The sequence below is a fragment of the Limnospira fusiformis SAG 85.79 genome (assembly GCF_012516315.1).
Classification (GTDB): Bacteria; Cyanobacteriota; Cyanobacteriia; order Cyanobacteriales; family Microcoleaceae; genus Limnospira; species Limnospira fusiformis.
Window position 1 is genome coordinate 3,144,285 of the sequence record NZ_CP051185.1, and the last position, 18,319, is coordinate 3,162,603.

Below are 18,319 nucleotides of genomic sequence, written 5' to 3' on the forward strand. Positions count from 1 at the left end.
TAGTCAAGGTGGTTAGGACGCAGCTTTGAGAACGGAATCCATGGCATCATGGAGAGAATCAAACTGCTCACGTGCAGTGGCGAATACGGGCTTTCAGCCACGACCAACATTTCTCTATCTTGTTGAGGTCTGGCGAATAAGGCGGAAGATAGAGTAAACGGCATTGAGCTGCCTCCACCAGTTCAGCAATCCGTCCCCCTTTATGAAACGTTGCATTGTCCAATACTAGAGTCTGACCTGGCTTCAATGTTGGAATTAAGATGAACTCCAACCACAACTCAAACACTGTCCGATTACAACAACCCTCAAAGCTAAAGGGAGCTAAGAGTTGTTGATGACACCATGCGGCTATCATACTTACCCTGCCCTGCCTCTTCCCTGATTTGAGTGCATGGAAGCGTTTTCCTTCCTCGCAGTAACCATAAGGGTAATCCGAGTCCTGACTATTCATGCCGGCTTCATCGAGGTAGACCACTTCTTCCGGCTCCATCTGTTCAATCTGAGCCATAAACTCCTCTCGCTGTTGCTTCCAACGTTCTTGGTAGCCGTAAGTTTTTTTTCTGGTGAAGCCAATTTTCTTCAAGGCTCTGGATATGGTGCGAGGAGAGATGTCGTCATCCCAAAGTTCAGCCATTTGAGCGGAGGTTTTGTGGCCATGCTCTTGGGCAAAAGCCTTGAATTTCTGCCAGTCGGTAATTTTGTGGTTATTGCCAGGTCGGTGATGAGGTTTAGGGAGGAAGTCTCCGGTCTGTGCTTTTCTTTGCAGCCAGAGATTAATGGTGTTCCTGCTGACATGGAAAACTTGACTGGCTTTTGTTTTGGGCATACCGTCTAGTTCAATGGCATCAATAACTTTTTGCCTGAGGTCGTAACTATAGGGGGCTGGCATTTTTGGTCTTCTTAGTCATCTCGTCCTCTCCATTATACGTCCTAAGTGTTCTGTCTTGTGCTATACAATGTGGTCTACTTCAATTATGTCTGATGGGGTAAAGTATTGCCCACACCAGGCGCACCTACCTTTTTGCTTTTTGAGTAGTTTGGCTACATTATTTGGCGTGGTGCGAGACGTTTAGGAGTCAAATAAGGCTGTAATGTCTGAAATAACCTCCTAGTGGGACTTTCACCCCTTGGTGAAATATAAGGGACTCATACCCTGACCATCCCATAACTGTTTATATGTCCCAACGTCTAGTATAGAAATATACGTGCGAAACGTTTAGGAGTGAAATAGGGCTGCGATGCCCGAAATAACCTGCTAATGCGACTTTCACCCCTTGGTGGAATATAAGGAATTCATATTCCTGACCATCCCATAACTGTTTATATGTCCCGACGCTTGGAGAAATCTAAGCAAGGCAGGGGACTCAAGGTCATAAACAAACTGAGAAATCAGGACGTTGAGAGTAACGGCGATAGCCACCCCCAGTTTCAGGATTCACAACCCGTCAGATTGAAGCGGGGAACGGAAGGTTCCGAGGTGTAACCCAACACCAGAAACGAGACCACTGCCAACCATCCATGATTAGGGAAACCGAATGTCCGGCTTGAACCATCGTCAATATAAAGTAGCGAAATAGGTTGACACGCTGCGTTCAAAAGAACAAGGGGAAAAGTGGGGGTTTGTATATAATACCCAGAAGCAACGAAAGTTGTGCACAGACCTTTAATGTACCCCGGTGGATAGGACAAATCTAAAGATGGAATGCCCGTATAAACGGAACGTTTAAACCCCTTTTAGGCTCTCGACAAGTACATCTTGTTGAGTAGTGAAAGTGTAATCGTATGCCTTTAAGGGGAAGGGATGTGACTGAAAGCCAAAGCCTAATTGTAATGGTTAGGATATGCCCACTAGTCACGGTGTAGATATATAGAACAAGACAGAAAACTTAGGACGTATAATGGAGAGGACGAGATGACTAAGAAGACCAAAAATGCCAGCCCCCTATAGTTACGACCTCAGACAAAAAGTTATTGATGCCATTGAACTAGACGGTATGCCCAAAACAGAAGCCAGTCAAGTTTTCCATGTCAGCCGGAACACCATTAATCTCTGGCTGCAAAGAAAAGCACAGACCGGAGACTTCCTCCCTAAACCTCATCACCGACCTGGCAATAACCACAAAATTACCGACTGGCAAAAATTCAAGGCTTTTGCCCAAGAGCATGGCGACAAAACAGCAGCTCAAATGGCTGAACTTTGGGATGACGACATCTCTCCTCGCACCATATCCAGAGCCTTGAAGAAAATTGGCTTCACCAGAAAAAAAACTTACGGCTACCAAGAACGTGATGAGCAACAGCAAGAGGAGTTTATGGCTCAGATTGAACATATGGAGCCGGAAGAAGTGGTCTACCTCGATGAAGCCGGCATGAATAGTCAGGACTCGGATTACCCTTATGGTTACTGCGAGGAAGGAAAACGCTTCCATGCACTCAAATCAGGGAAGAGGCAGGGCAGGGTAAGTATGATAGCCGCATGGTGTCATCAACAACTCTTAGCTCCCTTTAGCTTTGAGGGTTGTTGTAATCGGACAGTGTTTGAGTTGTGGTTGGAGTTCATCTTAATTCCAACATTGAAGCCAGGTCAGACTCTAGTATTGGACAATGCAACGTTTCATAAAGGGGGACGGATTGCTGAACTGGTGGAGGCAGCTCAATGCCGTTTACTCTATCTTCCGCCTTATTCGCCAGACCTCAACAAGATAGAGAAATGTTGGTCGTGGCTGAAAGCCCGTATTCGCCACTGCACGTGAGCAGTTTGATTCTCTCCATGATGCCATGGATTCCGTTCTCAAAGCTGCGTCCTAACCACCTTGACTAATGCTTATATAGCACAAGACAGAACACTTAGGACGTATAATGGAGAGGACGAGATGACTAAGAAGACCAAAAATGCCAGCCCCCTATAGTTACGACCTCAGACAAAAAGTTATTGATGCCATTGAACTAGACGGTATGCCCAAAACAGAAGCCAGTCAAGTTTTCCATGTCAGCAGGAACACCATTAATCTCTGGCTGCAAAGAAAAGCACAGACCGGAGACTTCCTCCCTAAACCTCATCACCGACCTGGCAATAACCACAAAATTACCGACTGGCAAAAATTCAAGGCTTTTGCCCAAGAGCATGGCGACAAAACAGCAGCTCAAATGGCTGAACTTTGGGATGACGACATCTCTCCTCGCACCATATCCAGAGCCTTGAAGAAAATTGGCTTCACCAGAAAAAAAACTTACGGCTACCAAGAACGTTGGAAGCAACAGCGAGAGGAGTTTATGGCTCAGATTGAACAGATGGAGCCGGAAGAAGTGGTCTACCTCGATGAAGCCGGCATGAATAGTCAGGACTCGGATTACCCTTATGGTTACTGCGAGGAAGGAAAACGCTTCCATGCACTCAAATCAGGGAAGAGGCAGGGCAGGGTAAGCTATATAGCCGCATGGTGTCATCAACAACTCTTAGCTCCCTTTAGCTTTGAGGGTTGTTGTAATCGGACAGTGTTTGAGTTGTGGTTGGAGTTCATCTTAATTCCAACATTGAAGCCAGGTCAGACTCTAGTATTGGACAATGCAACGTTTCATAAAGGGGGGCGGATTGCTGAACTGGTGGAGGCAGCTCAATGCCGTTTACTCTATCTACCACCTTATTCGCCAGACCTCAACAAGATAGAGAAATGTTGGTCGTGGCTGAAAGCCCGTATTCGCCACTGCATTGAGCAGTTTGATTCTCTCCATGATGCCATGGATTCCGTTCTCAAAGCTGCGTCCTAACCACCTTGACTAATGCTATATATCCTAATGCCCAAATCATAGCCCTTCGGGAGCCGGTTTGACTGATGGGGTTGTACTAATCTGCCCAGGCTGTGGCGATGGTCGCGTTTGTAACTGACTCGGGGAGTAGCGAGCGATCGCTATTAACGGAAAAATGAGGGTGAATAATGCAATAACAGCACCCACCAGATCCGAAAATCCGTAGGTAGGACTTCCTGATAAACTGGCAGGTTGACCGTCTGATTCCATATAAACTGATCACACTAAAAAAACAGGTCAGACTTGGTTTACTAAGATACGCAACCTACATTTTACCATAAAAACATCGAAAAATCAACCCTCTCCCGGAGAATTTATCCATCATCTCCAAGGGTCAGGGAGCTAGTTTTTTGGCAAATCATTATATTGAGTTTGAGCCACATCCAACAATGTTAAGATCTGCTGCCATAGAGGGTCATGGGGATTAACACTAGTACTGCACTCAGTTTTGAGCTGATTTCGCAATTGGTTAAACCGACCATTAACATCGATCTTGTCGGAACCTTCCCCAGTTTCATCTGTAGGAGAAGTGGCAATAGGTTCGCTATTTTCCAAGGCTTCCTGAATATCTTGGGATGTTTCCGCCAACATCAAAGCACGATGGGCAATATTTTCAGGAAGTGATGGGCGATCTGATAAAGCAATGCGAGACAATTCCAACAGAAACTCTCGCACCTGGCCCACCCACTCAAGATCTGCTTCTTGCCATTGCCAATTAGTAGACTGGTAGAGACCCGCTTGATTTTTGATAGCGATCGCCTGTTGCGCCAGAGGTAGTGCAGAAGTCGAAACAGTACCAGGTAATTTAGGGATATCAGCTAAAGCGGCGCGAGCAACTTCAATCAACAGGTCATTCACCTGTTCTATCCATTGTCGGTCAGAATACGGTCCGTTTAACTCAGTCATTATCTAATCTAAACTTGGTTCAGGCTGAAATCTAAGATCCGGGGTTGACGACCAATTTCCTCACTACCCATCAATAGCCAACCCGCCATCTCCGAGATGGGGAGGCGCAAACCTCTCCGTTGACACACCCCCAAGCCTTGATGAGGCTTAGGGATTTTCTGATTAGTTGTGAGACCCAAAGCCCCAACAGAGAAACGGTGAGGGAAAACAGCCCCCTGCACTATTTTTCTGTGAGCTTCCAAACACCATCCCAGGTTTCACTGGGGGGCTTGGTGGTCTCATATAGTATACACCGATCGACATGAAGTTTTGCTGCTTTATTTTGAGCATCGATCGCCAAAACCGCCAAAAATTCGTGTTTAGCATTTCTAAAGGATTCCTTAGCCTTCGATGCAAATTTTTTGCGACACAGATCGATCAGTTTACGCACAGCACTAACAGCCAGGTGCGCCCCTTCATCAGCTAACATCTGCTTAGTTTCATCATTAGCAGTAAACTGCTGAAGTTTAGCGACCAGCATTTTTTTAGTTTCGCGGGGAGTTAAACCACTAAGAATTTCCTCCATCCGGTCAGCCATTTCTTCCGGTGGCGTAGCTGGTAACTGGGCCAGAGATAATCGTCGGACAGTATTTGAGCCAAGAATCTCCTCCAACTGGAGAAGGGACATCTCTTCCAACATTTGTGTTATAAGTTCACGTTCATTGTAGGAGAGTTGTTTAAGTTGGGACTGAGAAAAATCTTCCAGTTGTGCCAAAAGTGGAACGATATCGGTATCAGTGAGTTTTTCCATGGCGGGTTTCAGGTAAAATTCCCGACCCCGATGGTAGTGGTCGATAATTTGTTGTTGTTCATCAGGAATGGGCCTAGCCTGTTTTCCTTCCCGAATACCAACCAACTCATAAATCCTAACGGGCTGACTTTTACCCTTAACCGTAATCAAATCAAGTTCGCGAACAATCAGGCGATCGGCATTAGGGAGATAAGTATTTTCACTAATTACAATATCAGTTCCATATTGCTTGGTGGTACCCTCCAAGCGAGAAGCCAAGTTAACGCCATCTCCAATAGATGTCAACTCCATCCGCTTGCTAGAGCCAATATTACCACTGATTACCTCATCAGAATGCAAACCCATACCAATTTTAATAGGCATCAGTCCTTTAGACACACGCAGATCATTAAACTCTATCAAACGGTAACGCATTTCCACCGCCGCCTGCACTGCCATCCACTGATGATTTGGTAGAGGCGCAGGAGAACCAAATACAGCCATCAAAGCATCCCCAATATACTTATCTAGGGTTCCCTGATGATTCAAGACTGTATCGACCATCTCCTCAAAATATTCGTTAAGCATACTAACTACTTCCTCAGCCTGCAACTTTTCGGTGAGGGTGGTGTAGTCACGGATATCACTAAATAAAACCGTAACATCCTTACGGGTTCCCCCTAGTTTAATCTCACCACTAGCTAACAGAGATTCCGCCACAGCAGGGGTCATGTACCGATAGATCAAGTTCTTAACTTCTTTTTCCCCGCTAATATCCTCCATGACCACCAAAGCCCCGCTGACTTTTTTAGGATCATTAATGTCAGACATGGAATTGATGGACAGGTTAATACTTTGGGGAATTTCCGAAGCCCCTGATAACAGGGTTTGATCGGGATAATATTGTTGGCGGTCTTTAGCATCTTTAGGTTTCAAAGCCAAATCGAACCACCGGGCGAAATCACCATCTTTCAGGTGGATTAACTCTCGTACCGATACGCCTTGAGTTACCTGGGATTCAGTGAGTCCCAGTAATTCCATAGCACATTCATTGGTAGCAATGATCCGACCCTCCTTGTCGGAAGAAATCACTCCATTAGTCAGACTGCGGAGAATGTCTTTCTGTCTTTGCTCTTGTTCTTTGACCTTTTGGAAGAGTTTGGCATTCTGAAGAGCAATCCCAGCTTGGATATTAAAAGCCCGCATAAATTCGAGATCATTTTTATTAAAGCTGGCTTTCCATTGCTCAGGAGGCTCTGGCCAACTAGCCGGGTCGTAAGGGGCGTACTCCCCCTGTTTTTTCTTGTTAATCAGTTGGGTAACACCGATTAGTTGCTTGTCAGCATTATAAACGGGCATACACAAGAGGCTACAGGTACGATACCCGGTTTTTTGGTCGGTTTTCTTCGATTGTTCAGAGCGATGGTCTGTGTATACATCGAAGGGGATCAGTAAAGGCTCACCACTTTCGGCAACAGTTCCCGCAAATCCTGCATTTCGGGGAATCCTGATTTCGGTCAGATTGCCATTAATGGGAATTTTGGTCCACAGTTCGTCTCGGTCTTCATCTAGTAGCCACAGAGTGCTGCGATCGGCATTCATTAACTCTTTAGCCTGATCCATCACATTGGTGAGGGTTTCTTGGAGGTCGAGACTGCTTTTGCTGAGGGCATTAACGGCATTCATCAGCGCGGAAGCCGCTCGCTGTCTCTGGGTGGCTGAATAGAAGGATTTAGACGATTGCAGGATCAGCCGAATGGACGGGGCGAACTCATGGAACACCTGTTCATCTTCCCCTGTAAAGCCGATAGTATCGACTTTTTCCTGGAGGGGGGATGATGGATTAATATCGGGTTTGAGTTTGTTTAATAGTTGTACTACCGCTACTAAATCGTCATTCTCATTCAGGAGAGGCATGGCGATCATAGTGTAGGTACGATAGCCATTTTTTTCATCAAATTTTTTGGCGGCCGCCGAGCGCGGATCATCATAGAAATCGTAGGGAATATTAACGATTTTCTTATGGGTGGCTGCTTCCCCGGCAATGCCAGCACTAGCCGGAATCCTTAATTCTAAGGGTTCTCCGTCTTCTCCTTTAGCAACTATAGACCAGAGTTCGTGCTTTTCTTCGTCCATCAGCCAGATCGTGGTGCGATCGGCGTTGAGAAGTTCTCCTGTTTTAAAGGTAATCGAGGATAACATTTCGTTAAGAATTGCCTCGAATCCCTGGGCATCCAGGAGATTGTCGAGCATCGACAGGGTTTCGTTAACGGTTTTTAGTTTATTTTCAACATCTTTAACAACTTCAACAAAGGTTTCTTTTTTTAGGGGGGCTAAAAAATTAGAGAAATTCCCACTGGTGCGGGCTAACCCAGAAGATGATGGGTTATTACCATGGGGGGCTTTACCCCCTGCTGAGTTGCCCGCCGGACGACGGGAAGATGTGAAAATGTTTCCGTCTCCATCGATGACATCGACATCAACGGTAGCAGATACAGCAGGATTTTGAGGCATCGAATTGTTTGAAGATGCGGATTTCATAAACCTTTACCAACAGGTTGGATCTTTGCTCATATTCAGGGGCAATCGGTTTCAGATAGTTGAAATTAGGATGAGACCTTTCCCAAGCATGGACATATACAACTGTTTATCAGTTTATGGCCATTGTAGCCGATTGCTCAATTTGCCAAGGATTTTGCTGATAATTATAGCACAAGACAGAGAAGTTAGGACGTATAATGGCAAGGATATCTACAGAAGACCCAAAATGCCAGCCCCCTACAGTTACGACCTTAGACAAAAAGTTATTAATGCAATTGAACTAGACGGTATACCCAAAACCGAAGCCAGTCAAGTTTTCCATGTCAGCAGGAACACCATCAATCTCTGGCTGCAAAGAAAAGAACACACCGGCGACTTCCTCCCTAAACTTAATCGCCCACCTGGTCATAGCCACCAAATTACCGACTGGCACAAATTCAAGGCTTTTGCCTAAGAGCATGGCCACAAAACCTCCGCTCAAATGGCTCAACTTTGGGATGACGACATCTATCCTCGCACCATATCCAGAGCCTTGAAGAAAATTGGCTTCACCAGAAAAAAAAACTTACGGCTACCAAGAACGTGATGAGCAACAGCGAGAGGAGTTTATGGCTCAGATTGAACAGATGGAGCCGGAAGGGTTGGTTTACCTCGATGAAGCTGGCATCAATAGTCAAGACTCGGATTATCCTTATGGTTACTGCGAGGAAGGACAACGCTTCCATGCCCTCAAATCCGGGAAGAGGCAGGGCATGAGCATGATTGCGGCATGGTGTCATCAACAACTCTTAGCCCCCTTTAGCTTTGAGGGTTGTTGTAATCGGACAGTGTTTGAGTTGTGGTTGGAGTTCATCTTAATTCCAACATTGAAGCCAGGTCAGACTCTAGTATTGGACAATGCAACGTTTCATAAAGGGGGGCGGATTGCTGAACTGGTGGAGGCAGCTCAATGCCGTTTACTCTATCTTCCGCCTTATTCGCCAGACCTCAACAAGATAGAGAAATGTTGGTCGTGGTTGAAAGCCCGCATTCGCCATTGTATTGAGCAGTTTGATTCTCTCCATGATGCCATGGATTCTGTTCTCAAGACTGCGTCCTAACCGTATTGACTAGTGCTATATATAAGTGTTGCACTGGATTGCCACTTCTATCTGTGTTTGTTGGCACTAACTGTCATTGCTGATTACAAGGCTGATTACAAGTTAGTGGGCTTTATAGGGAACTTCCCTTGGTATAATTAGATTTAGATTTGCCTTCCTTTAATGCTACTGGAAGTCTCTCGCGCTTACCGACGGGGTTGGTGGGGGAGTACAACATAGCCTGAGAAGCACCGATGCCCAGGTTGTGGGCCTGAGCCTTAACGGTGGGTAACTTCAAATCTCTAGTGATCGAAATCTCGAAGCCCCTTGCAGTTTGTGAGGTGGTGTGTCAACATAAAACTTCTGACTTAGCGCGAGTTCTCATGCAGACTGAGGCTTTTAGTGAGCTTTTTCCTCTTTTTAAAGGGGCAAACCCAGAAACTCTGGAATGGTTGTTGTCGGTGGCTGTGAAGCACGAGTATCCAGCTAATCGCGCGATCGTGATGGAGGATGCTTGGGGAAATGCAGTTTATTTCATCGTTTCCGGGTGGGTCAAGGTACGGCGACTGTCGGGCGATAATGTAGTCACCCTGGCTATTTTGGGGCGAGGTGATTTTTTTGGCGAAATGGCGATTCTCGATGAGTCTCCCCGATCCAATGATGTGATTGCTTTGTCCTCTGTACGATTGATTAGTGTCTCGGCTCAACGATTTATTCAAACGCTGTTTAAAGACCCACAACTCCATCATCGAATGTTGCAACTGATGGTGCGACGTTTGCGCCAAACTAACCAGCGTTATCAGATCCGACACCGCCCTCCGGCGGTTAAGCTGGCTAATACTTTGGTGGAGTTGGCGGAAAATTATGGCCAGTTGACAGAAAAAGGGGCTGATATTTTTAACATTCCTGAACAAGATTTGGCTCATGTTACTGATATCAGTCTGGAAGAGACTAGCAAAATTATGGAAAAACTCAATAGCAAGGGTTGGATTAATATTGATACGGAACGTCAGGTGATCCATTTGATTAACCTCAAGCACCTTAATCAATTGGCTAATCAGTAGGCTAGTCCTCTGGTAGCTGGCTCCTTTGCTCTTGGGGCTTGAGCTAAAACAGCCCTAATTTGTCGCTATTTTTCTGTTTAATGACTCAAGCTATTAGAACCCCCTCCCTAGAGGGCGCTGACTCGACGGTAGCCACCCATTACCTGGTTTCTATGTCTCAACCGGGGTCTCATTTGTTTGAGGTGCGGTTCCAAATCTCTCGACACTATGGCGCGGGTCCGGTGGTGGACTCCGGGGTGATTGATTTGAAAATGCCGGTGTGGACTCCGGGTTCTTATATGGTGCGGGAGTATGCAAGACATTTGCAGGATTTTCAGGTATGCGATCGCCATGATCAATCTCTGTCTTGGTCTAAGGTCAGTAAAAATACATGGCGGGTACAAGCAGGAGAGTCAGACTCGCTCATAGTCCACTACCGTATCTATGCCAATGAGTTGACGGTAAGAACTAACCATTTGGATAGCACCCACGGCTATTTTAATGGGGCGGCTCTGTTCTTTTATGTTCCTGGATGGGAAAATTTGCCGATCCAAGTGGCGATCGCACCTCCAAAGGGTTGGTGGGTTACTACCAGTTTACCGTCCGTTTCAGGGGTCGAAAATACCTTTGAGGCGACGGATTTTGATACCTTGGTTGATAGTCCTTTTGAGATTGGCACCCATCAGGTTTATGATTTTGAAGCGGCTGGAAAACCTCATCAATTGGCAATTTGGGGCCAAGGAAATGGTGATGTCGATCGCTTAATTACAGATTGTCGGAAAATTATTCACGAGGTTAGCAATCTATTTTCGGGTCTTCCCTATGACCGCTATGTGTTTCTATTGCATTTGTCCAGTCAGGGTTATGGAGGACTGGAACATAAAAATTCCTGCTCTCTTAATTATCCTCGGTTAGGATTGCGAGACCGGGATAAGTATAACCGCTTTATGCAGTTGGTAGCTCATGAGTTTTTTCACCTCTGGAATGTTAAGCGCTTACGCCCGAAAGAGTTGGAAGTGTTTAACTATGAATCCGAATGTTATACGACTTCTTTGTGGTTTTGTGAGGGAGCAACTAGCTATTATGATGGCTGGATGATTTACCGATCTGGTATTGTTGAGGTTAAGGATTTTTTGAATGGTTTATCTAAGGATATTTCCCGATTCTTGACGACTCCTGGGCGGTTCGTTCAACCCCTGGGTGAGTCGAGTTGGGATGCTTGGATTAAGTTGTATCGCCGGGATGCTTATAGTGACAACAATCAAATGTCCTACTATTTAAAAGGGGAATTGGTGTCATTTATGCTGGAACTGTTGATCCGTAACCGTCATGGAAATCGGCGATCGCTTGATGATGTGATGGTGCTAATGTGGGAAAAATTCGGGAAATCGGAAAAGGGCTATACGGCGACGGAGTTACAGTCGGCGATCGCTTCGGTGGCAGAAATGGATTTAGACGATTTCTTTAATCGCTATCTTCATGGTACTGAAGAACTGCCTTTAAATGATTATTTACAACCCTTTGGGTTAGTAATTAAACCTCAAAATAATGATATTGTTCCTGATTTGGGTTGGCGACTGGCGGCGGAAAATGGAAAGACAATAGTTAAATTTGTGGAAGCAGGAAGTCCAGCACAATTAGCGGGAATTGATGCTGAGGATGAATTATTAGCTATCAATGGTTTTCGGGTGAGCGTTGAAAACATTAGCGATCGCTTGCTAGACTTTAAACCAGGAGATGAAGTCCATATAAGTTTCTTCCATCAAGACGAATTGCGAACCTCTGAAGCTATACTGCGATCGCCCCGTCCTAGTGCTTATAAAATTACCTCTGTTGAAGAACCCACCCCGGAACAGCAGCGCAATTTTGAGGGATGGTTAGGCTGCCCCTATCACCAATTGTATAGCACAAGACAGAACATTTAGGACGTATAATGGCAAGGATATCTACAGAAGACCCAAAATGCCAGCCCCCTACAGTTACGACCTTAGACAAAAAGTTATTAATGCAATTGAACTAGACGGTATACCCAAAACCGAAGCCAGTCAAGTTTTCCATGTCAGCAGGAACACTATCAATCTCTGGCTGCAAAGAAAAGAACACACCGGCGACTTCCTCCCTAAACCTAATCGCCCACCTGGTCATAGCCACCAAATTACCGACTGGCAGAAATTCAAGGCTTTTGCCCAAGAGCATGGCCACAAAACCTCCGCTCAAATGGCTCAACTTTGGGATGACGACATCTCTCCTCGCACCATATCCAGAGCCTTGAAGAAAATTGGCTTCACCAGAAAAAAAAACTTACGGCTACCAAGAACGTTGGAAGCAACAGCGAGAGGAGTTTATGGCTCAGATTGAACAGATGGAGCCGGAAGAAGTGGTCTACCTCGATGAAGCCGGCATGAATAGTCAGGACTCGGATTACCCTTATGGTTACTGCGAGGAAGGAAAACGCTTCCATGCACTCAAATCAGGGAAGAGGCAGGGCAGGGTAAGTATGATAGCCGCATGGTGTCATCAACAACTCTTAGCTCCCTTTAGCTTTGAGGGTTGTTGTAATCGGACAGTGTTTGAGTTGTGGTTGGAGTTCATCTTAATTCCAACATTGAAGCCAGGTCAGACTCTAGTATTGGACAATGCAACGTTTCATAAAGGGGGACGGATTGCTGAACTGGTGGAGGCAGCTCAATGCCGTTTACTCTATCTTCCGCCTTATTCGCCAGACCTCAACAAGATAGAGAAATGTTGGTCGTGGCTGAAAGCCCGTATTCGCCACTGCACGTGAGCAGTTTGATTCTCTCCATGATGCCATGGATTCCGTTCTCAAAGCTGCGTCCTAACCACCTTGACTAATCCTATAAATGGTCTGAGCAGAAATAAACCACAAAGACAGAAAAGACAGAACAGATAAAACTTCTGTGTACTCATGTCTCTGTGGTTTCTCCTCAGTATATAGGATCTAGTGAGTATTCAAATCCAGCTTTAACAATCGCTTACCGTGAACCACAGCCACAACCGTTACGACATCTCCCTGAATACGGTAGATAATCCGGTAAGTGTAAGCAAACTGTTCTCTAACGGTTTCGTCACCAAACTCCTGAACAATACCACCGGAGAGGGGACACTTGCTCAGATTTCTGGTAGCCTCAATGATTCTCTGTACCACCGCCGCCGCATAGGAAACTGAGTCTCGCGCAATATAAGCCGCGATCGCATCGATATCATCAATGGCTGTCGGTGACCAAACTACTTGATAACCCATTTACTTACTAAACCTTCCGCTTCCTCTTGTGTTAATCTTCGTTCACTATCTGCAATAGTAATACCCTGGCGGTACTTTTCTATAACATAAAGATGATATTGAATATCCTCAAGACTGCAATCCTCCGGTAAATTTTTCAGCAACAACTCAATTTCTTGTTTGACGGTATTCATAAATAAGGTTTCTTTTAATTTAGTTAGTCTCGGTCTATTATATAGTAAATGGAAAATACCTACTAACATTCGTCAATTTCCAGAGCAGCCATAATAATTTTGTCGGCTCAAAAAGATGTAATTTAGGGAGAGTATAGGATATTGATAGAGTGGCGTGGGGGATAGCCCACTGTTAATCGGCAGATACCGGAGGGTGCGATCGCACTTCCCCCGGAAATACTGTTAGTCCCAACTAGGTTAACTATTGGGTTATGCAAACTTCATGGGAGAACCGTAACCGAGTAGGGGTCGAGAGAGATGTCGCCATCTCCCCCTCCCATACAAAACCGTGCTTGCGAGTTTCCCAGCACACGGCTCCTAATTTGACTGCTCCATTGTTAAGGATACAGCATTGGCGTTATCTAGCGCCGTTTGATCATCATGACAGTGGCGGTGTAGTAGTTGAAGATTCTTGTATTCGTCCTTTCCGCCGTGGCTTCGAGGTACAATGTGGTCTACTTCAACTAAATCTGATGGGGTGAAGTATTGCCCGCACCAGGCGCATAGGCTTTTTGGCTTTTTGAGTAGTATGGCTACCCTTGTTGGCGTTTCAATTGCTTGTCCTTTTCTGGTTGCCCAGTAGGTCCAGTTTCCGTCATCAAGTGTGGCGTCGGGGCGTATTAGGGTATGTCGGACAATTGGATTCACATTATGATTCCATAATGTGAATCCATCCTTGGTTTTGAATACCCAAGTTTCATGGCTTTCTTTCCCGTTGCTTAGTTTGACCGTTCCGTGTCCGAAATAGTTTCTTAGATTTTCGTAACTTGCCATTCCGCATCTCGAATCTGTCCATGCCCGTAACATTTCAAAAACTATGTGGTCTAGTTTTCTGAAGGTCTCAGATGAGACTACCCCTGAGTAATAGTTAGACCATCCCCGAATCATCGGGTTTAGCTTACTAATCAAGGCTGATTGGGGTGCAGTTTTATGTTGTTTGATTACACCTTTTATCACTTCTGTATGGGCTTTAACTGCTTTGTTGCTGGGTTTAATGTGGGTTGGGTGTCCGATTAATCGGCTTGCTATCCCGCCTGTCTTCCCAGATATGTGTTTTCCAACTGGGTATTGCCTGATATTGAATCCGAGAAAATCAAACCCAGGCTCTTGGGTTTTGCCATCATACTCAATCCTATTGAGTGTATGACCAATTCGAGTCTTTTCAGGTTGGATTTCTAATCCCACTGGCTTTAACCATTCAGAAATGGCAATGGGGCACTGTTCAATGATTCCTAAGTCTTTGGATATGACCACGAAATCATCGGCAGATCGCATAAGGTTAACCTGAATAGCTGTTCCTTTGTTTGGATACATTTCTTTAATTAACCTTTCCATTCCCAACAGTGCGATGTTGGCGAGTATTGGACTTATTACCCCTCCTTGGGGTGTCCCTGCTTCTGTCTCCTCAAATACGCCGTTATCTAGTACACCCGCTTTTAACAATTGTTTCAGGTCTTTCTTCAGGCTACTTGGACAATGAATTTTGGTCAGTAGATAATCATGGTTTATTCGGTCAAAACATTTCGCTATGTGTTAGGGGTCGAGAATGGAGTCACCACCATCCCCTCCCATTCAGAACCATACGTGAAAGTTTCCCTTCATACGGCTCCTGGTGTGGATACCCTGTTTTGTCAAAGGAGCAGAATCAAGAGACCTGCTTTTTACTTCGATGTTCAGAGCTATATGCACCACGTAGTCTTTAAACTCGTCCTCGCCATTATACTCTTACTGACCGCAGTATCTATATCCCCACCGTGACCTGTGGGCATATCCCCACCATGACAATTGGGCTTTAGCTTCTGGTCACATCCTTCACCCTCTAAGGTTAGGGGTCGAGAGTGAAGTCACCTTCACCCTCTCCCATTCAGAACCGTGCTTGATAGTTTCCCATCACACGGCTCCTGGTGTGGATACCCTATTTGTCAAAGGAGCAGAATCAAGAGACCTGCTTTCTACTTCGATGTTCAGAGCTATATGCACCACGTAGTCTTTAAACTCGTCCTCGCCATTATACTCTTACTGACCGCAGTATCTATATCCCCACCGTGACCTGTGGGCATATCCCAACCATGACAATTGGGCTTTAGCTTCTGGTCACATCCTTCACCCTCTAAGCATGCGCTTACATTTTTCACTACTGCCTTGTGAATAGCATTACTCACTTGTTTATAGGCAGAGCATTAGAGGGGTTACAACGTTCCGATTATATGGGCATTCCATCGTTAGATTTGTCCTCTCCGCCGGGGTACTTTTAAAGGTCTGTGTAGGTAGTCGCACGAACCCCCTACTTTTCCCCTTGCCCTTTTGAGCGCAGCGTGTCAACCTATTTCGCTGCTAGTGTATTACGATGGTTCAAGTCGGACATTCGGTCTTGCTAATCATAGATGGTTGGCAGTGGTCGCGTCTTGGTAGTAGGTTCTACCTCACGCCTTCCGTTCCCCGCTTCAATCCTGGAGTTATGATTTCCAAAACTGGGGGTGGCTATCGCCGTTACTCTCTACTCCCTGATTTCTCAGTTCGTTTATGACCTTGAGTTCCCTGCCTTGCTTAGTTCCCTAAGCGTCGGGACATATAACCAGTTATGAGGATGGTCAGGAGAGGTCTCCTTATATCCAGATTCGGAGCTGGAATCCTCACCGGGTAGTTATTTCGGGCATTTCAGCCCTATTTCATACCCGAACGTCTCGCACCATGCGCTTACATTTTTCACTACTGCCTTGTGAATAGCATTACTCACTTGTTTATGGGCAGAGCATTAGAGGGGTTACAACGTTCCGATTATATGGGCATTCCATCGTTAGATTTGTCCTATCCACCGGGGTACTTCTAAAGGTCTGTGTGGGTAGAATGCAGAATCCCCCACTTTTCCCCTTGCCCTTTTGGGCGCAGCGTGTCAACCTATTTCGCTGCTCGTGCTTTACGATGGTTCAAGTCGGACATTCGGTCTTCCTAATCATAGATGGTTGGCAGTGGTCGCGTCTTGGTAGTAGGTTCTACCTCACGCCTTCCGTTCCCCGCTTCAATCCTGGAGTTATGATTTCCAAAACTGGGGGTGGCTATCGCCGTTACTCTCTACTCCCTGATTTCTCAGTTCGTTTATGACCTTGAGTTCCCTGCCTTGCTTAGTTACTTAAGCGTCGGGACATATAATCAGTTATGAGGATGGTCAGGAGAGGTCTCCTTATATCCAGATTCGGAGCTGGAATCCTCACCGGGTAGTTATTTCGGGCATTTCAGCCCTATTTCATACCCGAACGTCTCGCACCCGCATCTAGTATATAGTATTCCCCTTGGTTTATACTCAGGAAAATACGAGCTATTGCATCTTGGGCTGACCTGCCTGGTCTGAACCCGTAGCTTGTGCTTTCAAATCTTGATTCCCATTCAGGCTCAAGTGCCGACTTAACCAAGGCTTGCCTCGCTCTGTTTTGGATTGTGGGTATTCCCAGGGGGCATTTGTCATCCCTGCCAGGTTTTGGTATCCATACTCTCCTAAGTGCTTTGGCTTTGAGATTTCCTTGAATGTTCTCCGCTCAAGTCAGTCTTTGTTCTGGAGATATTACTATCATTCCATCGACACCGGCTGTCTTTTGGCCTTGACCCGCTTGGGGGGCGGGTTCATTAAGCTGACTGTTGGGAAGCATGGCTGACCGTGGAACCCGCCCCTACAGCCGCACTGCTAAGAGCCGGGCATAATATGATTTCACCAATAGACGTTGCCACCTTCTGGCCTTCGCGTCCTGTCCCGATTTAGCTGCTTGAAATATCCTCTTTTGGAGCTTAAAAACTTTCCGCTGAACCTTAGCCCATGGGATAGCTTTCCATACGTTATTCATAGTCTTGATTGGGTGTTGCATAATAGAAAATGATATTCTCAAATAAATCAAGATGGATTGTCCTTATTGCCAAAGCCATAAAGTAGTCAAAAATGGTCATCGTCATGGAAAACAGAGTTACCTGTGCCGTGAATGTGGTCGCCAATTTCGATAAAATCCCTGTCCTGGAGGTTACAGTTCTGATGTCAAAGAGCTTTGTGTGAAAATTTCCCTCAATGGCATGGGATTTCGAGCCATTGAGAGAGTCACTGGTATTTCTCACAACACAATACTTAACTGGGTTAGAGTTGCAGAAACCCACATTGATGAGGAAAACTATGAAATTCCTGAAATAGCTCAAATTGATGAGCTTCAGACTTTTGTGGGTTCAAAAAAAACCATCTGGGTCTGGACAGTTGTGAATACCAAACTGCCTGGAATTCTGAAGTTTGTCATAGGCGACCGGTTATGGTCGAAAGAGAAGTCACCTTCCCCAACTCCACTTCAAAACCGTGCTTGCGAGTTTCCCAGCACACGGCTCCTGATGTAGATACCCTAATTGTCAATAGGAACAGGGCTACTACCCCCCGCTTTGTGACCTCAACTTTGGGAGCTAAATACAACACGTAGTCTTTAAACTCGCTTTCGTCATCAAACTCTTACTTGTCGCGGTCTCTATATCCACACCGTGACTAGTGGGCATATCCTAACCATTACAGTTAGGCATTGGCTTTCAGTCACATCCTTTCCCCTTAAAGGTATACGCTTACACTTTCACTACTCCGCAGGTACATCCTGCCACTTGAGAGCCTAAAAGGGGTTTAAACGTTCCGTTTATACGGGCATTCCATCTTTAGACTTGTCCTCTCCACCGGGGTACTTTTA

General features: G+C 45.7%; 15 protein-coding genes and 6 pseudogenes. 9 read left to right on the forward strand and 12 right to left on the reverse strand.

What is annotated here, in order from left to right:
- Nucleotides 1–12: 12 nt before the first annotated feature.
- The 3 genes and pseudogenes from HFV01_RS14730 to HFV01_RS14735 form a co-directional block, all read right to left on the reverse strand.
- A protein-coding gene (locus tag HFV01_RS14730) for an IS630 family transposase (protein ID WP_249432978.1) occupies nt 13–889 on the reverse strand; the annotation gives its coding sequence in 2 pieces (ribosomal slippage) (nt 13–75 and nt 77–889; 876 coding nt in all).
- A 63-nt stretch (nt 890–952) separates the two neighbouring features.
- Nucleotides 953–1,057: pseudogene (locus HFV01_RS32120) on the reverse strand (HNH endonuclease); the annotation flags it as partial.
- Between the two features lie 371 nt (nt 1,058–1,428).
- Nucleotides 1,429–1,596, reverse strand: coding sequence for a hypothetical protein (locus HFV01_RS14735; protein ID WP_193520468.1), 168 nt, complete (start codon nt 1,594–1,596; stop codon nt 1,429–1,431).
- A gap of 335 nt (nt 1,597–1,931) precedes the next feature.
- Between HFV01_RS14735 and HFV01_RS14740 the strand changes: the two genes are divergently transcribed.
- A protein-coding gene (locus HFV01_RS14740; RefSeq protein ID WP_260378255.1) for an IS630-like element ISAtsp1 family transposase occupies nt 1,932–2,808 on the forward strand; the annotation gives its coding sequence in 2 pieces (ribosomal slippage) (nt 1,932–2,744 and nt 2,746–2,808; 876 coding nt in all).
- 84 nt (nt 2,809–2,892) lie between these two features.
- A complete protein-coding gene (locus HFV01_RS14745) occupies nt 2,893–3,768 on the forward strand; it encodes an IS630-like element ISAtsp1 family transposase (RefSeq protein WP_108614927.1) in 876 nt (291 codons plus the stop codon).
- Nucleotides 3,769–3,804: 36 nt separating this feature from the next.
- Here HFV01_RS14745 and HFV01_RS32335 read toward each other — a convergent pair whose 3' ends face one another.
- The 4 genes from HFV01_RS32335 to HFV01_RS14760 form a co-directional block, all read right to left on the reverse strand.
- On the reverse strand, nt 3,805–4,017 hold the full coding sequence (locus tag HFV01_RS32335) for a TLTLP motif-containing protein (protein WP_006625958.1): 213 nt from the start codon (nt 4,015–4,017) through the stop codon (nt 3,805–3,807).
- A gap of 132 nt (nt 4,018–4,149) precedes the next feature.
- On the reverse strand, nt 4,150–4,713 hold the full coding sequence (locus HFV01_RS14750; protein ID WP_006625959.1) for a hypothetical protein: 564 nt from the start codon (nt 4,711–4,713) through the stop codon (nt 4,150–4,152).
- A gap of 8 nt (nt 4,714–4,721) precedes the next feature.
- Complete coding sequence (locus HFV01_RS14755) at nt 4,722–4,934, reverse strand: hypothetical protein (protein WP_006617125.1); 213 nt, start codon at nt 4,932–4,934, stop codon at nt 4,722–4,724.
- Nucleotides 4,934–7,996, reverse strand: a complete 3,063-nt coding sequence (locus HFV01_RS14760; RefSeq protein ID WP_006625960.1) for a GAF domain-containing protein — start codon at nt 7,994–7,996, stop codon at nt 4,934–4,936. Before HFV01_RS14760 ends, HFV01_RS14755 begins: the two co-directional genes overlap by 1 nt.
- Nucleotides 7,997–8,249: 253 nt before the next feature.
- Between HFV01_RS14760 and HFV01_RS14765 the strand changes: the two are divergent.
- The 4 genes and pseudogenes from HFV01_RS14765 to HFV01_RS14780 all read left to right on the forward strand — a co-directional run bounded on the left by HFV01_RS14765 (nt 8,250) and on the right by HFV01_RS14780 (nt 12,985).
- Nucleotides 8,250–9,123: pseudogene (locus HFV01_RS14765) on the forward strand (IS630 family transposase).
- Nucleotides 9,124–9,485: 362 nt separating this feature from the next.
- Nucleotides 9,486–10,166, forward strand: coding sequence for a Crp/Fnr family transcriptional regulator (locus tag HFV01_RS14770; RefSeq protein WP_008050490.1), 681 nt, complete (start codon nt 9,486–9,488; stop codon nt 10,164–10,166).
- An 80-nt stretch (nt 10,167–10,246) separates the two neighbouring features.
- The gene (locus tag HFV01_RS14775; protein WP_006625965.1) at nt 10,247–12,070 is read left to right on the forward strand and encodes a M61 family metallopeptidase; all 1,824 of its coding nucleotides are present in this window, start codon (nt 10,247–10,249) and stop codon (nt 12,068–12,070) included.
- Nucleotides 12,071–12,107: 37 nt separating this feature from the next.
- A pseudogene (locus HFV01_RS14780) lies at nt 12,108–12,985 on the forward strand (IS630 family transposase).
- Between the two features lie 119 nt (nt 12,986–13,104).
- On the opposite strand, the gene HFV01_RS14785 reads toward HFV01_RS14780, so the two are convergent.
- The 3 genes and pseudogenes from HFV01_RS14785 to HFV01_RS14795 all read right to left on the reverse strand — a co-directional run.
- Complete coding sequence (locus HFV01_RS14785) at nt 13,105–13,407, reverse strand: type II toxin-antitoxin system RelE/ParE family toxin (protein ID WP_006617129.1); 303 nt, start codon at nt 13,405–13,407, stop codon at nt 13,105–13,107.
- Complete coding sequence (locus HFV01_RS14790; RefSeq protein WP_006625968.1) at nt 13,392–13,649, reverse strand: hypothetical protein; 258 nt, start codon at nt 13,647–13,649, stop codon at nt 13,392–13,394. Before HFV01_RS14790 ends, HFV01_RS14785 begins: the two co-directional genes overlap by 16 nt.
- Nucleotides 13,650–13,937: 288 nt before the next feature.
- Nucleotides 13,938–15,149 (reverse strand): annotated as a pseudogene (locus HFV01_RS14795) (group II intron reverse transcriptase); the annotation flags it as partial.
- An 817-nt stretch (nt 15,150–15,966) separates the two neighbouring features.
- On the opposite strand from HFV01_RS14795, the gene HFV01_RS14800 reads away from it, so the two are divergent.
- Both HFV01_RS14800 and HFV01_RS30770 read left to right on the forward strand, forming a co-directional pair.
- The gene (locus tag HFV01_RS14800) at nt 15,967–16,146 is read left to right on the forward strand and encodes a hypothetical protein (RefSeq protein ID WP_006625930.1); all 180 of its coding nucleotides are present in this window, start codon (nt 15,967–15,969) and stop codon (nt 16,144–16,146) included.
- 395 nt (nt 16,147–16,541) lie between these two features.
- Nucleotides 16,542–16,721 (forward strand): hypothetical protein, encoded by a 180-nt coding sequence (locus HFV01_RS30770; protein WP_008050473.1) that lies wholly within the window; start codon nt 16,542–16,544, stop codon nt 16,719–16,721.
- Between the two features lie 300 nt (nt 16,722–17,021).
- On the opposite strand, the pseudogene HFV01_RS30780 reads toward HFV01_RS30770, so the two are convergent.
- Both HFV01_RS30780 and HFV01_RS14815 read right to left on the reverse strand, forming a co-directional pair.
- A pseudogene (locus tag HFV01_RS30780) lies at nt 17,022–17,263 on the reverse strand (HNH endonuclease).
- Between the two features lie 21 nt (nt 17,264–17,284).
- A complete protein-coding gene (locus tag HFV01_RS14815) occupies nt 17,285–17,476 on the reverse strand; it encodes a reverse transcriptase N-terminal domain-containing protein (RefSeq protein ID WP_014276936.1) in 192 nt (63 codons plus the stop codon).
- Nucleotides 17,477–17,507: 31 nt separating this feature from the next.
- On the opposite strand from HFV01_RS14815, the pseudogene HFV01_RS14820 reads away from it, so the two are divergent.
- Nucleotides 17,508–17,900: pseudogene (locus HFV01_RS14820) on the forward strand (IS1-like element ISArma2 family transposase); the annotation flags it as partial.
- Between the last annotated feature and the right edge of the window lie 419 nt (nt 17,901–18,319).

Excerpts from the sequence above, each read along its gene's own strand:
- HFV01_RS14745 (WP_108614927.1), top strand. The coding sequence starts at position 2,893 with ATGCCAGCCCCCTATAGTTACGACCTCAGACAAAAAGTTATTGATGCC.
- HFV01_RS32335 (WP_006625958.1), bottom strand. The coding sequence starts at position 4,017 with ATGGAATCAGACGGTCAACCTGCCAGTTTATCAGGAAGTCCTACCTAC.
- HFV01_RS14750 (WP_006625959.1), bottom strand. The coding sequence starts at position 4,713 with ATGACTGAGTTAAACGGACCGTATTCTGACCGACAATGGATAGAACAG.
- HFV01_RS14760 (WP_006625960.1), bottom strand. The coding sequence starts at position 7,996 with ATGCCTCAAAATCCTGCTGTATCTGCTACCGTTGATGTCGATGTCATC.
- HFV01_RS14770 (WP_008050490.1), top strand. The coding sequence starts at position 9,486 with ATGCAGACTGAGGCTTTTAGTGAGCTTTTTCCTCTTTTTAAAGGGGCA.
- HFV01_RS14775 (WP_006625965.1), top strand. The coding sequence starts at position 10,247 with ATGACTCAAGCTATTAGAACCCCCTCCCTAGAGGGCGCTGACTCGACG.
- HFV01_RS14785 (WP_006617129.1), bottom strand. The coding sequence starts at position 13,407 with ATGGGTTATCAAGTAGTTTGGTCACCGACAGCCATTGATGATATCGAT.
- HFV01_RS14790 (WP_006625968.1), bottom strand. The coding sequence starts at position 13,649 with ATGTTAGTAGGTATTTTCCATTTACTATATAATAGACCGAGACTAACT.
- HFV01_RS14800 (WP_006625930.1), top strand. The coding sequence starts at position 15,967 with ATGGTTCAAGTCGGACATTCGGTCTTGCTAATCATAGATGGTTGGCAG.
- HFV01_RS30770 (WP_008050473.1), top strand. The coding sequence starts at position 16,542 with ATGGTTCAAGTCGGACATTCGGTCTTCCTAATCATAGATGGTTGGCAG.
- HFV01_RS14815 (WP_014276936.1), bottom strand. The coding sequence starts at position 17,476 with ATGCAACACCCAATCAAGACTATGAATAACGTATGGAAAGCTATCCCA.